This window comes from Streptomyces endocoffeicus (assembly GCF_016741935.1).
In the GTDB taxonomy this organism is placed as follows: Bacteria; Actinomycetota; Actinomycetes; order Streptomycetales; family Streptomycetaceae; genus Streptomyces; species Streptomyces endocoffeicus.
In genome coordinates this window covers 18,831-33,166 of the sequence record NZ_JAERRG010000059.1, presented here as the reverse complement: position 1 = coordinate 33,166, position 14,336 = coordinate 18,831, and the positions used below count along the sequence as shown (strand labels likewise).

The window sequence follows — 14,336 nt, the reverse complement described above, 5'->3', positions numbered from 1 at the left end:
GCCGGGATCCGCCTCCGGCCACCGTTCACCCAGCGCTGCCCGCAGCTCCGCCGGATTCCGCGCCCGCTCCCCCACCAGCGCCCGCCCGGCAGCCACCAGCTCCTCCCGGTCCACACCCCGCATTCCGCGCGCCCAGGCGCTGCTACGGAACTGACGGTCGAGCATCGGCTGCACCACCGGCCGCAGCGCCAGGGCGTCCGACGCGCTCACCAGATGCACTGTTCCCCGCATCAGCACGATCCGCACCGCGCGGCGTTCGGTCATCAGTCCCGCCAGCTCGGCGAACGAGAAGCGCTTCAGCCGGGTCCAGAGCCCGACGTAGGGCGCGTCCGGCGCCTGCGACTGCATGCCCACCAGGTGCTCGATCGCATCCAGAGCGGACATCTCGGAGCGTTCCAGCAACAGCTGGCGGTCCAGCAGAGCCCGGTTGAGTGTACGGCGGTCGAGCACGATGTTCGGCATGAGGGAACGCTACCGACCCCTGCGGACAGATTCCGTCCGCACGATGGAGTGGCCCCGTTGGCGCTACCCGCGGTGGTCTTTGAGGCCGCCGGGCTTCATTGCCTCTGCGCAAGAGGCGAGTGGGCCCCTTCCCGGGAGGGGCCCACTCGTTCGGCATGACAGTTTGATGGCTTGCGCGTGATCAGGACTAGGGCCTGTCTGCCAATTCGGTCGCCTGGTCAGCGGTCCACCCAGTCCGGCGCCCACGCGTCGTGCGGGGTTCGCGGGCCTGCGGTGCGCAGATGGTCGCGTAGCGCGGTCAGCACGGGGTGCTGGTCTCCGCTGCGAAACAGCAGCACGTGCGGGTAGACCGGGGTCGGGTCGTGCAACGGGATGCGCCGTAGGTCGTGGGTCTGGGGCCACAGGTACCGGTCCCCGCTGCCGACGAGGGTGGCCAGCGAGACCGAGTCGGCCAGCGCGTCCATCAGGGCCTCGTCACCGAAGTGGGGGCCGAGCGCGTCGATGCTCAGGCCGAATGCCTCGGACAGCGCCTGGTAGAACGCCGCCCACTCCGTGCCCGGCCTGATCCCGGGGATCCAGATGCGGTGGCCAGCCAGGTCCGCAGGACTGACCCAGGGCGCGTCAGCTAGCGGGTGGCCGGGGCCGACCAGGAGCTCCAGGGGTGCGTCCAGGAGTCGTTCGGCGCTGATCCCGGCCGGGACCTGGTCTGCCGGCAGGGCACGGAAAGACGCGTCGACGGTCCCTTCGAGCACCGCCTGGGCGGCCTGGGCGGCGTTCTCCTTGCTCAGCGTGACCGCGTCCAGGTCCGTCTCGGGGTGGGAGCGGTAGAACCGGTAGACGGCCTGGGCCGGGGAGATGCGCCGATTGAGGACATCGACGCGCAAGGGCCGGCTGCCGGGGCGCACGGCCTGCTCGGCCTGCTCAAGGGCCGCCAGGACCTTCTTGGCGTGCGGCAGGAAAACCTGCCCGTCCAGGCTCAGCCGGGAGCCTCGGGAGGTCCGCACCAGGAGCGTGACCTCGATGTGCCTCTCCAGGGCCGCGATCCGCTTGGAGACCGCCTGCTGGCTGATCCCCAGCTTGTCGGCAGCAGCCTGGAACTGGCCGGTCTCGGCGACGGCCACGAACGTCCGCAGTGCTTCAGCATCCACGCTACTTCCACAACCATTGGTTGTGTCTGCTGTGGTGCAGGGTTGTTTGATCGAGTGTTCTGTGCGGTGGTGGGATAAGCACATGTCTACCCGCACAGAGCAGGTCATGTATGTCCAGACGCCTGAGTTCGCGCGTCATGCGGAGCGGATCCTGGAGGTGACCGATGCGACGTCTCGACTGAACGTGCTTCCGTTCAGCGACAGCGAAGGTCGCGCGGAACTACTTTCTGTTGTGTTCGGTGGCCCGCTGCCGGAGTCGGTGATGATCTACCCGCCGTTCTTTACCGAGTACGGGCTCAACACGACGTTCGGGGAGAACGTCTTCGTCAACCAGGGATGCACCTTCATGGACAAGGGAAGCATCCGTATCGGCAACGGCGTCATGATCGCCCCGAAGGTTAGCCTCATCACCGGAGGCCATCCACTGCCCCTGGCCGAGCGCCGCGAGTACCTCTCCTTCGCCCCGATCGTCATCGAGGACGACGTCTGGATCGGGACGGCTGCCGTGATCACGCAGGGGGTGACCATCGGTGCCGGTGCGGTGGTCGCTGCCGGAGCGGTGGTCACTCATGATGTTCCTGCCGGCACCGTGGTCGCGGGAGTGCCTGCCCGGGTGATCAAGACGATCGGCTGAGCCCGGCCGGGCCGCCGGCCCGGGTGCCCAGCACCTCTGCGGTCTGATCCTGATGCCTCGTCACGCCCGGCTGACCGACCGGCAGTGGGACCGCATCCGACCTGTGCTGCCCTCCAGTACCGGTCGTCGCGGCAGGCCGTGGGCCGATCACCGCCGCATTGTGGAGGCGATCGTCTACCGGTACCGCACCGGTATTCCTTGGCGAGACCTCCCAGCCAGGTTCGGATCCTGGAAGACCGTGTGGGCCTGCCACCGCCGCTGGGCCGCCGACGGGACCTGGGACCGCGTGCTCAGCGTCCTGCTCGCCCGCGCGGACGACGATGGGCTGATCGACTGGCGGGTGGCGGGTGGCGGGTGGCGGGTGGCGGGTGGCGGGTGGACTCCACCATCACCCGAGCCCACCAGCACGCCACCAACACCCGCCGCCCCGAGAAGTGCCGGGCCGCAGCCCGGGGGCAGGGCCTCGACGCCCACCGAGAGCCCGCCGGGCACGCGATCGGCCGTTCCCGCGGCGGGCTGGCCACGAAGATCCACCACACCGTGAACGGTCAGTCCCTGCCGTTGCTGCTGGGCGACCTGCGAGTCCCCAGGACCGGAGCAGGCCGCCCGCGCACGACCCCGACCATGCTGCTCGGGGACAAGGCCTACTCCTCCCGCGCGATCCGAGCGGCGCTCAAGGGAGGTTCGACAAGCTCGCGATCGTCTACCGCTCGGCCGCGGTCCTCGCCGCGGTGCTGGTCTGGGCTCGCATCTGACGGACACGCCTTAGGGGCCGCTGAAATCGGTCCGGTGAGAGCCAGGGTCAGTCAGCGCCGCCAGGACTGGGCAATGGCGCCTGGTGCGGATGGGCGTGCAGCCCGTCGAGGAGGATCGCCAAATATCGTCGCCACATCTCGGAGGGGTGTTCGGCGGGCAGGGCCATGACGGCGTCGATCATCGCGGCGATCGGTGCGATGTCGGCCTCGGTGACTCCGTCGCGCAGGGCGCCCTGTGTACGGGCCCGTGCCAGGAGATGCTCGCAGTGCGACGTGATCTCCTGCCGCGCCCGGGCGGGACCGGCGCCCTCGATGATGCCGTGTCGCATCAGCTCACGCAGCCCGCGGTTGTGCGCGGCCCGCGCCAGGGCCCGCTCAAGGAAGCCGGCCAATGCGGCGAATGCGTCGTCCCCGGCCAGGGCCTCCCGCCCCATCGCCGCGATCTCGTCGAGTTCTTCACCGAAGACGGCCTCCGCGAGCGCCTGCTTGTCGCGGTACTTCCGGTAGACGGTGCCGACTCCGAGGCCGGCATGGTGCGCCCGTGGGCAGCCGGCTGGCGGGCGATCCGCGCGCTGGGATGCCGCTGCTGCCAAGTACAACGCACGCGGAGTCGAACTTCCGGTCCGTATCGAGGGCGCGGGTGGTGTTCGTGGTGCGGTCGTGGAGGCTCATCGCCGTCGTGGCGGAGGGGCCGTCCAATGCCGATCGCGGTGATTTGCATCACTTCAGCCTGTTTCCCCGTGATGTTTGTCGGCAGGGATGCGCTGAAGGAAACGGAGTCACCCCTGTGACGGGTGTGCCTCACGTGACTTCCTTCTGTGGCCTTTCCCGGCCTTCTTAGGGGTGGATACGCCGTGAATCCTCGTACGTCGCATGCGTACAGACCGCTGAACATGAAGAGACGGGCGTGGCTGACGCTCGGTGCTGTGATCCTCGGAGGTGGAGGCGTGGTGACCTATGCCGTCGCCAGTTCCTCCGGCCATCCCGGCGCCACGGGTCGTGCCAAGCGGCCGGTGAAGGTCTACGACCTCGCGCTGCAAGGCACCGCAAGCGGCAGGCGGGAGCTGCCGCGCACGGACACCGAGCAGTTCTCGATGCTCGGCGTCTCCTGGACGGGTGCCGCCAACCGGCTCGACGGCACGGCACAGGTGCGCACCCGCAGCCGCGAGAGCGGCGAGTGGAGCACCTGGCAGGACCTCGAGCTGAACGTCGACCCGCTGGAGAAGCCCGGCCCCAAAGTGCGCGGCGCGTCCGAGCCGCTGTGGGTCGGCTCCTCCGACGGCGTCCAGGTACAGGTCGTCCGCAAGAACGGCACCACGAGCTCGTTGCCCAAGGGGCTTGAGGTCAACCTGGTCGATCCGGGTGTGGTGACCGACGCCGAGACCAAGGCGACCGGCACCGGGAGCGAGCCGGCCGCGTTCGTCGCCGAGACGAGCCCCGGCGCCACGAGCGGCGCGACCAGCGACTCGGCCGCACCCAGCGACAGCGCCGCCGCCACACCGACGGATGGCCAGAGCGCCACGCCCCCGGCTGCGACCGACACCACGCCCGAGGCCACCCCCACCGACTCGGGGTCCCCCTCCCCCTCGACGAGCGCCTCCGCCAGTGCGTCGGCCACCACGCCGTCCGCGCCGCCGTCCACCGTGCCCGAGCCGCCGATCGTCGCGCGCGCCGGCTGGGGCGCGGACGAGTCGATCAGCCCCGAGGCTCCGGAGTACAACGCGGATGTGAAGGCCGTGTTCGTCCACCACACCGACGGGACCAACGATTACTCCTGCGCCGACTCGGCGTCGATCGTGCGGGGCATCTACGCGTACCACGTGCAGGTCAGCGGCTGGAAGGACATCGGCTACAACTTCCTCGTCGACAAGTGCGGCACCGTCTTCGAGGGCCGCAAGGGTGGTGTCGACCTGCCGGTGCTCGGCGCCCACACCTACGGCTGGAACCGGGAGTCCACGGGCATCGCGGTGCTCGGTAACTACACCGCCACCAGCGCCTCCAAGGCGTCGTTGGCCTCCATCGCGCGCGTGGCGGCCTGGAAGCTCGGCCAGTACGGCGCCGACCCCGCTGGGACCACCCAGCTCACGGCAGGCGCCACCCAGAAGAACTACTTCGGCACCAGCTACACCACGGGCAGCACGTACACGTTCCGGCGGATCTCCGCCCACCGTGACGGCTACAACACGGAGTGCCCCGGCGGTTCCCTCTACGCCCAGCTGCCGACCATCCGTTCCTGGGCGGCCGGCCCGGTGCAGGACCTGAAGGTGACCTCGGTCGGCGGCGCGGGCCTTTCGGGCTCGACGTACTACACCAAGGGCGCCCTCACCGTGAACTGGACGGCCACCACGCCGTCCTCGCTCATCAAGAGCTTCCAGCTGCTGGTCGACGGCAAGACCGTCGCCACCACCTCCGGCACCGCCACCTCAGCCGGCGCCACCCTGGCCCTGGGCAGCCACACCGTCGCCGTGCGGGCCGTACACCAGTCCGGGAAGACCGTGACCAGCGCCGCGCTGAACGTCGTGGCGGAGACGACCGCACCGACCTTCACCACCACCCCGACGCTCTCCCTGCGCACCGGCACCGTCAACACCAGTGCCGTCCCGGTCACCCTCGGCTGGAAGGCCACCGACGACAAGGCCCTGCGCGAGGTGAAGCTGCTGTCCCCGACCACGGCCACCTTCGGTCCGACTACCACCAGCTCCAGCCGTACCGCCACGTCCGGTACCGCCACCACCTGGTCGATGCGTGCCTACGACCACGCCGGCAACTACCGCACGTCCTCGCCCGCGTACACCCCCGTGATCCTGCAGGAGAGCGCCGCCACCAAGTCCGGCAGCTGGACCACCCGCTCCTCCACCAGCTACCTCGGCGGCAGGTCCTACTCCAGCGGCACCAAGAGCGCCAGCCTCACCTGGACCTTCACCGGCCGCTCCGCCGCCTGGGTGGTCTCCCGTGCCGCCAGCTCCGGCCAGGCATACATCTACGTCGACGGCACCAAGGTCGCCACCGTCGACGTGAAGTCCTCCTCCACCCTGTACCGGCAGGCGATCTGGACGAAGACCTGGTCCAGCAGCGCCAAGCACACTGTCAAGATCGTCGTGGTCGGTACCAGCGGCCGTCCCACCATCACCACCGACGGCCTCGTCTACATCAAGTAGCCCCAGCCCCGCGAGGGTGGCGGCGCGCCGGCCGCCTGGCGCATGCCGTTCCGGCAACATGACGTCGGCCTTCACGATCCGATGTGGTCTGGAAGGCCGACGTCACGTGGGAGGGCGTGTAAGTGTCTTTGACGGCCCCCGGTTGGCAGCCCGTCAGGACCCGCCGCCCCCACCATGCGGGACGTGGCCGCCCGGGCCGGTGTCAGCGCCATGACCGTGTCCCGGGTACTGAAGGACGAACGAGTCAGCGCCGAGACCAAGGAACGGGTGCTCGCCGCCGTACGGGAACTGGGTTACCGCCGCGACCAGGTGGCCCGCACGCTGCGGCTGCGCGGCCCCAGCGGCATGATCGGCCTCGTCGTCACCAACCTCGGCAACCCCTTCTACTCCCATCTCGCCCTCGGTGCCGAGCAGGTGGCCGAGGAGCGCGGGCTCCGGCTGGTCCTCGGCAACACCGGCGGGCAGGTCCGGCGCGAGCGCGAGCTCATGGAGGATCTGGCCGCACGTCGTGTGGACGGCATCATCGTGGTCCCGGCCGGGACATCGCACAGCCACCTCGACGCCGCCTCGCTCGGCGGCACCCCCGTGGTCTTCGCCTCCAGGCCACCTGCCGGGACGGAGGCCGACACCGTACTCGTGGACGACTTCGGCGGGGCCCGTGCGGCCACCGCCCAACTGCTCACCGAGGGTCACCGGGCGGTGGGCTTCCTCGGCAACCCGCCCGCCCTGTTCACCGGCGCCGAACGCTTCCGCGGCTACTGGGCGGCCCACGAGGAGCACGACCTGACGCCCCGCGAGGAATGGATCCGCCGAGGACCGCAGGACATCCGCGCCGCAGAAGCAGCGGCGCTGGAGATCCTGAGCGGCGACGATCCGCCGACCGCCTTGTTCTGCACCAACAACCGCATCACCCTGGGCGCCTACCGCGCAGTCCGCCACCTCGGCACCGATACCGCGCTGGCGGGCTTCGACGACTTCGAGATGGCCGACCTGCTGGACGTCCCGGTCACCGTCGTCTCGTACGACGCGGAAGAGGTCGGACGGCAGGCGGCCCGCCTGCTCCTCGACCGGATCGAGCAGCCGCCGGGTACGCCTCAAGGACCGCCGCGCCGCACCGTCGTGCCGATCTCGGTGGTCCGCTACGGGACGTAGTGCCCTTCCATCTGCGCGACCCTGTAGGCCCACTGGACAAGCCCAGCCGGTCCACGACGGCCTCAATCCCCGCACCGTCGCGGTGATCCTGGACTCCCAGTCCGTCAAGGGAGCCGAGACGGTGGGCCAGGACAGCAGAGGGTTCGACGGCGGGAAGTTGATCAACGGCAGGAAGCGGCACCTGTCCGTCGACATGCGCGGCATGCCGCTCGCCGTCATGCCTCGACATCACCCTCAAGACCGTGCCCCGCCGCAAAGACCAGGACGGATTCGCCGTCCTCGCCAAACGGTGGCGAGTGGAACGGGCTATCTCGTGGATCATGAGAGCCCGCAGAAACGTCCGTGACTACGAGCGGCTCATCTCCCACAGCGAGGCCCACATCATCTGGACCTTCATCACGATCATGACGCGCCGCCTCACCCGCCCACCCCGACCGCCTCGCGCCGCACCGCACCGCGTCGAACCGGTCGCACGGGACAGCGAGCCCGGACCCATACGCCTGAGGGCACGGCAACCGCGCACGATCCGCCTCGCTCCCGCAGCCGTGTCCTAGAAAGCCGTTCCTGCAGTTCGCCGCTCTGCACCGACACGCAAGGCGGCGCCCCACGACGAGGGGGAGGCCTGGCCCTGCTCCTCGACGGGGTACGTCTCGCCTGATCAGGCCAGCAAGGTGATCACAGGACGAGCATGAGCTTGCCGCCGGGCCGGCGGGACTGGCTGAGCTTGGCCGCGTCCTGGATCTGGTCGAGCGGGTAGGTGCGGGCGACCGATACGGCCAGGATGCCTTCGCCGGCCAGCCGGGCGAACTCGCTCATCCGGTCGTAGCGCATCTCGATGCGGGTGATCCGGGTGCCCAGCTCGGCCGCGGCGGCGAAGTCCGAGACAGTGAGGACGCGGTCGGGGTCCCCGGTCAGGCCGATCAGGGTCGGCAGCGAGCCGCCGGCCGGACTGGCCTGGTCGGTGCGGTCGATCCGGCCGCCGGTAGGGGCCGTGTCCAGGGCACGGTCGACGCGGCCTCCGGCCAGTGCGGCGACGCGTTCGGCCATGCCGCCGCCGTAGTCGGTCACCTGGGCGCCGATCTCTTCGAGGGCGGCGGCCCGGGTCGGCCCGGCGGTGGCGATCACCCGGACACCCCGGTGCAGCGCGAAGCGCACCGCCGCCTCACCCACGGTGGAGCCCGCGCCGTGGACGAGCAGCAGCTCACCCGGCTGGACGCCGAGGTCGTCGAGCGCGTGCCACGCCGTCTCGGCCGCCATCGGCAGCGCGGCGGCCTGCTCGGTGGTGACGCCCTCGGGAATGTGTGCCCAGGCCGCCATCAGCGCATACTCGGCGGCCCCGGCTGTCGGACCGTCGAAGGTCGCCGGGCCGAACACGCGGTCGCCGATCTCGACGCCGGTGACGCCCCCACCGAGCGCGTCGACGGTGCCCGCGACCTCGGTGCCGAGCCCGCGCGGCAGCGGCGGCAACTGGTCGGCGAGGAGGCCGTCGACCACCGCCCAGTCGCCCGGGGTCAGGCCACATGCCCGCACGGCGATCCGGATCTGGCCGGGTCCCGGCTCCGGCTTCGGGACGTCGCGGAGCACGATCACGTCCGGGGATCCGAACCGGTCGAACTGAAGAGCCTTCATAACGATCTCCCGAGTGATGACAGCATCTGTTGTCATTGACCGTAGCACTGCGACAACAGCATCTGCTGTCATATGCTGGCGGGTATGCCGAGATGGGAGTCCGACGCACAGGGCCGGCTCGAGCGCGCGGCGCTCGAGCTGTTCGAGAAGCAGGGGTTCGAGCGCACCTCGGTCGCGCAGATCGCGCGCACCGCCGGTCTCACCGAGCGCTCCTTCTACCGCTACTTCCCCGACAAGCGGGAAGTCCTCTTCGCCGGCAATGACCTCGAGGCCCACCTCGTCGCCCAGGTCGAGGCGGCCGACCCGGGCCTCACACCGATCGAGGCGCTGCTGACCGCGCTGGGAACCGCCGACGAGGTCTTTCACTCGCGCGAGTTCCTGCTGCGCCGCGTCAAGGTGATCGCCGCCAGCCCGGCACTGGCCGAGCGCGATCTGATCAAGCTCGCCGACATCGCCGACGCACTGGCGCGAGCGCTTGAGCGCCGCGGTGTCGAGCCCGGCAAGGCACGCTTCATCATCGACGTGGCGATAGCGATCTCCCGGCGCGCCACATCCCGCTGGCTGGCCGACCCGGACGCGACCTTCTCCGAGCTCGTCGCCCAGGCCACCGCCGAGCTGCGCGTCGCGGTCGCGTCACCAGCTCCGACGGTCCGCTGAGTCCGCCGCAACGAGGAGCAGCGCCCCCCTAGCCGACCGCGCCCCCTCGAACGGGATCCGCACCAAGCTCACGGTCCATCTGCCCGGACACTGGCCCTGGCGTGCCGCCTGGCCGAGCCTGTTCGAAGCCGTCCACAGGCCACCCACGACGGCCTGACCGCCCCCGCGCACCGAGCACACCCTGACGGGCCACACCGGCCCCCGGCGACACCGCCAGTCACGTCATCCCCGACACCGAAGGAACCCCGGACAGGCCGCGACCCGCGCGCGGCGGGCACCACACGCCCCGAATCCCCTGCTCCGCACCGGCGACCCGCCTCGGCCAGAGATTGGACCCGCAGGAGATCAGCTGGTGAATTCGGGATCAGGGGGTGATGGCGCCGCGGATCCTGCAGATCTTCTGCTTGCGCATGCAGGCGAAGGGCGGCCGCGCGGGCGTGACTCCGAGCTGCTGACCGGCGTCCACCTCGACCGCTACCGCGCCGATCCAACCCTCATACGGCGGACGGTCGTTGAGCACCGAATGGCCGAATGGCCGGCTGACCGGCGGACGGCTCGGTCGCAGACCACCCGGGCGTCGGTCCAGTCGGTGTGGTCGGAGCCGTTGCCGTCACCGCCGTCGGTGACCCGCAGTGTCGGTAACCCGACCCCGCCCCGTCGATATCGACGGGGCGGGGCTTGCTGGCGCTGCGGACGACAGGGGTGTTGGGGAATTTACCGGCCATCGTCGAGCAGCTGCGGGGTCACGGTCGGGGACGACTGCGGCCGTTGATGGCTACCTCGAGCAGGTCGGTCGTTGACCCGTTCGAGCCGCCGTCAAATACCAACTTCACGTACTGGGCCTTTGCGGTGAGCGGGTACCGGTCGTAGAACCCGAAATAGGCGGTGCCCGTCGGGCCGTTGACGGTACCGGCATCAGTCCAGGTCACGCCGTCGACGCTGGTTTGGATCTTTATTGTCTTGGGCGTGTTGATGTACTTCTGATCCAATGTGTTGAAGTTGATGTCGATGTTCGAGATCTCGGACTCCGCTGGAAGCTTGTATTGAATCCAAGACTTCTCGGTTCCGGGCACCGACCACTTCGACTGATCGAATCGGTCAGCCTCGATGAGCTTGCCGTCGTTGAGGTTCGACACCACGTCGCCCTGCTGGCCGGCAGTGATCTCGGCGCCCTTCGCAAGGTTCCGGTACTGCAGCAGGTCCAGGTAAACCCTGTTTGTCGTGAAGGTCTTGCCGCCCAGTGTCACGTCTGCCCAGACGACTCCTCTGGTCGGTGCCTCGACCTCCGGGGTGATGATCTTGTGTCGCTTGAACGCGAACGTGTCCACTTCCTTGACAGAGACCGGCTTGTATTTGTCACCGCCGGCCAGATCGACAATGCCGCCGTGCCACTTGATCTGTGCCGCATCCAGGCCGATGGGCCCGCCTGTGGCCGACGCGCCTTCGAGCTTGTACTTGAGTCCGTCGTTCAGGCCGAACTCACCGTATGCCTCCTTCCCTTCCACCAGCAATGATGCGCCGATCATGTCCTCGGCGACGTAGACGAGGCGGTCCTTGACCTTCACCTTCAGTGTGTCCTGCTTGGTCACGCCCTCATGAGTGCCTCGTACCGTGACGGTCGTCGTGCCGTCCGACACCGGGGTGATGATTCCGTTGCCCTGAACTTTCGCTACTTCAGGATTCGCGCTGGCGAAGGTCACGTGCGAAAGCTTGGCTTTCAGCGCGGGATACGTCATGTAGCCCTCGGCAGTGACCTTCAACTTTCCCGGCGCCTGCTGCTTGGCGGTCGCGGTGACGTCAGTCAGCTTGTACTTGCGCTCAGGGTTGTCGGTCACGATCTTGATGATCGTGTCGATCGGGTCTTCTTGCGCATTGGCCAAGTTGATGGTCAGGCTGTCGCCTTTCTGACTGAACGACGTGACCCGGGTGTTGCTGTTCAGCCATTTCACCGATTTGACCCGATCCTTGACCGGGCGAATGGTCAGGGACTTGTCGGTGATCGCATCGAAGCCCTTCTTGCCGTCAGGACCCTTCATGATGTGAAGGTAGATGTTGTTGTCTCTGGCGGTCGCGTAACCCCATTGCGGGCCAGTCGTACTGTTGGGGCGGGCGAAGTTTTCGTAATTTCCTCGTCCATCGTCCTCGTAGCCGTAGCCGGCCAGGAAGTACGGCGTTGTGCCCGTCGTGGACTCGTGCCTCTCCGGCTTACCCTTCGGTCCAAACCAGCCGGCCAGCTTTTCTCTTACGTCGATGAACTCCTGTACAGCCTTCGGGTACCTCGTGGCGATTTCCTGGGGAGAGTCCCAGTTCGGTCCCCGGCTGTCGATAACACTTTGATCGTTGTTGTCGACAAGGCCTCGACCGGCATTCATCAGCATTTCTTTGGTGACCTGCCTGAAGTCGTCGCGCTTACCGTAGTACGGCGACAACATGTTCTTCGTGTGGATCATCTTCCACGGTTCCATGACCGTCCGCTTCAGAAGATGATTCCCATGCGCTGGGGCATAGATGCCTGACGCCTCGTCGGTTCGCAGGTCCGGATCGCCGTACTCGACGCCCCAGGCGTTTGAGTTCACGACGATCTCATCGCTGTAGTTGCGAATAAGACTGTACATCACGTCGTAATTGGCGTTGGGCATTGCCTGTGGACCGTCGAAGTACAGGTAGTCCGGAGTGTAGCGGTGGATGAGATCCGCCACGTTCTGCACCAGCACATCAGTGGAGTAATGCTGCAGACCGCCGCCCTCAGTTGCGTAGTACAAGCCGAACTTCATGCCGTGACGCTTTACTGCCTGCTCGTACTGCCTCAGTCCGTCCACTACCTTCCCATTCTCATCCTTAGGAAGATATTCCGCCCTGATGTGCTTCGGGTCCGCGAATTTGGACGGCCAGAAATAGTTCTGCTGCAGCGATTCGATTGACACCAGCGAGTGCCCTTGACGCTTCGCTCTCTCTGCCCATCGATCAGCGGAGTAGTTCGGATCCACGAAGTAGTTGTACGTCGGGGTGGAGTGGGTCAGTGCGCCAACCCTGCCTTCTTCGAACCACTTGTTGGGGCGCTCCTTCACCGTGATGGTGAAGTCTTTGGAAGCAGTGTTCCCGTCCTTGTCGGCTACCTGGACGGTGAAGTGGTAGTCGCCTGGTTCGGTGTTGACACCGATGACGCCTTTGGTGCTGTTCAGATCGACTTTCCCGTCGACCAGTCCGGTCGTGATGGAGCCGTCAGGGCCCAGCTCCAGACCACCAGGCAACTTCCCTTTGACGATCTTCCAGGTATAATCCGGCGCGCCACCAGCGGCCATGAACTGGAAAGCTGAAGCCGAGACGCCGTACTTGTCGGAGGCCGCTGACTTGTTCCAGACGTACGGCCATTCCTTGTACCCGGTCGGCATGTTGCCCTTTGGGAGCGGAGTGTCGATCGAATCATCGGTCGAGAGTCCTTGTGACACGATCTGGAGGTCTTTCGACGGCCCTGTAACGGAATTTATCAGATCATTGATCTTGTTGCCGTTCTGATCCGTCACTCTGCCGTAGAATCCGAGATAGGCTACGTTCTGGTCCTTGGCGATCGGCACACCGTTTGAATTCACGTCCTCCGTGTAGGTGTGCTTGATCTGAATCATCAGCTTGTTCCAGCCCGCCTGAAGCTGAACAGCTTGCTTCGTCAGATCCTTCTGCACCTCCACCGGAGTGCTCGAATCCGTCAGGCATCGGTCGTTCACATACAGCCGGTACGAACCGCTCGCCCCGACGTTGAAATAGGCTTGCCGCTCGACCGGACTGTAGACGTACGTGTGCGCATACACGTACTTGTTCCTCGTGTCGATACCCTTCTTTACGGTGTAGTACCCGTAGAGATCCTGATAGTCGTCGTAGGTCCGGTTGTAGATTCGGTCGTCGAAGTACTCCCACTTCTTGCCTTCGCCACCGGTGCCCAGCGACTCACCGGCCTTCGGGGTGATCTTCTTCTTGCCGTCGACCGGCAGCGTGCCGGCTTCGCATCCATACTGCTTGTCGACGACCGGCGAATCGAACGGACCTGACAGCAGCCACGAGTTGATGAACGGAGCGCTCCCCGCCACCTGCTGCGCAGCTGCCTGCTTCGCTGCGGGCACACCAAACAGGAGTGATGCGACTGTCATCACCCCCAGGAGAAATGAGATCTTCCTATGCCTTGTCATCACTTCGAAGACCCTTCTTCCATCAGTGATTATTCGATGACGTGAGCCTCTGGCGGGCGGGCGTCGGCAACCCAGAACTCGGCCGCCTCCAAAGCTGCGCCGCCCTGACCGGGTTGCCGGACGAATCCAATTCCTGCAGCGACCACGTCGGCGTGATCTCGCTCAAACGCTGACGGTCGCGATCTCATCAATCGGCAGATCGCCGATCGCGCCTATCGGCCAAGCCGGCCACCCGGCCGGTGTCCCGTGGCTCCGGCAACCTCGACACCTGTGGTCGCGGCCACGAAAGCGCGTCTGCTGATCGTTCGTATCCCTTTCCATGTGCCGCCGAGGTGCGCAAAGCTTCGCATGCAAGGGCCTCATCGTCCATGGATAGTTCAGAAGAAGTTTGGAACTCCCCTGGCTGTCTCATGTGTTGGGCTACGGCTGCTGCGCTCCCCGCCTGGTTGGGGGATCATTGACGGTGACAGGTCCGGGCGTAGCAGACCTTGGTGAGTCTGGCGTTTTCGGCCCCTCCCACCAGGACCATGGATGTGGGTCACTGACTCATCATCGGTAGA

The 14,336-nt window shown here is 67.0% G+C and carries 11 protein-coding genes and 1 pseudogene; 6 read left to right on the top strand and 6 right to left on the bottom strand.

Going from position 1 to position 14,336, the window contains the following annotated elements:
• Together JK364_RS51680 and JK364_RS51675 are read right to left on the bottom strand one after the other, a co-directional pair.
• Positions 1–462: DNA glycosylase AlkZ-like family protein (locus tag JK364_RS51680; RefSeq protein ID WP_201858423.1), on the bottom strand; the 462-nt coding region annotated here is incomplete at its 3' end.
• 218 nt (positions 463–680) lie between these two features.
• Positions 681–1,610: a LysR family transcriptional regulator gene (locus JK364_RS51675; protein ID WP_201858422.1), complete on the bottom strand. Its 930-nt coding sequence runs from the start codon at positions 1,608–1,610 to the stop codon at positions 681–683.
• Positions 1,611–1,716: 106 nt separating this feature from the next.
• Here JK364_RS51675 and JK364_RS51670 point away from each other — a divergent pair, with 106 nt between their 5' ends.
• Both JK364_RS51670 and JK364_RS51665 read left to right on the top strand, forming a co-directional pair.
• A complete protein-coding gene (locus JK364_RS51670; RefSeq protein ID WP_201858421.1) occupies positions 1,717–2,244 on the top strand; it encodes a sugar O-acetyltransferase in 528 nt (175 codons plus the stop codon).
• 43 nt (positions 2,245–2,287) lie between these two features.
• Positions 2,288–2,999 (top strand): annotated as a pseudogene (locus tag JK364_RS51665) (IS5 family transposase).
• 47 nt (positions 3,000–3,046) lie between these two features.
• On the opposite strand, the gene JK364_RS51660 reads toward JK364_RS51665, so the two are convergent.
• Positions 3,047–3,592: a TetR/AcrR family transcriptional regulator gene (locus JK364_RS51660; protein WP_201858420.1), complete on the bottom strand. Its 546-nt coding sequence runs from the start codon at positions 3,590–3,592 to the stop codon at positions 3,047–3,049.
• A 300-nt stretch (positions 3,593–3,892) separates the two neighbouring features.
• On the opposite strand from JK364_RS51660, the gene JK364_RS51655 reads away from it, so the two are divergent.
• From JK364_RS51655 to JK364_RS56530, 3 genes are all read left to right on the top strand, one after another.
• A complete protein-coding gene (locus JK364_RS51655) occupies positions 3,893–6,157 on the top strand; it encodes a peptidoglycan recognition protein family protein (protein ID WP_201858419.1) in 2,265 nt (754 codons plus the stop codon).
• A gap of 174 nt (positions 6,158–6,331) precedes the next feature.
• Positions 6,332–7,309, top strand: a complete 978-nt coding sequence (locus JK364_RS51650) for a LacI family DNA-binding transcriptional regulator (protein WP_201858418.1) — start codon at positions 6,332–6,334, stop codon at positions 7,307–7,309.
• Positions 7,310–7,391: 82 nt separating this feature from the next.
• On the top strand, positions 7,392–7,655 hold the full coding sequence (locus tag JK364_RS56530) for a transposase (RefSeq protein ID WP_372462094.1): 264 nt from the start codon (positions 7,392–7,394) through the stop codon (positions 7,653–7,655).
• Positions 7,656–7,984: 329 nt separating this feature from the next.
• On the opposite strand, the gene JK364_RS51640 is transcribed toward JK364_RS56530, so the two are convergent.
• A complete protein-coding gene (locus tag JK364_RS51640; RefSeq protein ID WP_201858416.1) occupies positions 7,985–8,938 on the bottom strand; it encodes an NADP-dependent oxidoreductase in 954 nt (317 codons plus the stop codon).
• 84 nt (positions 8,939–9,022) lie between these two features.
• On the opposite strand from JK364_RS51640, the gene JK364_RS51635 reads away from it, so the two are divergent.
• Complete coding sequence (locus JK364_RS51635; RefSeq protein ID WP_201858415.1) at positions 9,023–9,595, top strand: TetR/AcrR family transcriptional regulator; 573 nt, start codon at positions 9,023–9,025, stop codon at positions 9,593–9,595.
• A gap of 364 nt (positions 9,596–9,959) precedes the next feature.
• On the opposite strand, the gene JK364_RS51630 is transcribed toward JK364_RS51635, so the two are convergent.
• Together JK364_RS51630 and JK364_RS51625 are read right to left on the bottom strand one after the other, a co-directional pair.
• The gene (locus JK364_RS51630; RefSeq protein WP_201858414.1) at positions 9,960–10,115 is read right to left on the bottom strand and encodes a hypothetical protein; all 156 of its coding nucleotides are present in this window, start codon (positions 10,113–10,115) and stop codon (positions 9,960–9,962) included.
• 223 nt (positions 10,116–10,338) lie between these two features.
• Complete coding sequence (locus JK364_RS51625) at positions 10,339–13,737, bottom strand: galactose-binding domain-containing protein (RefSeq protein WP_201858413.1); 3,399 nt, start codon at positions 13,735–13,737, stop codon at positions 10,339–10,341.
• Positions 13,738–14,336 lie beyond the last annotated feature (599 nt).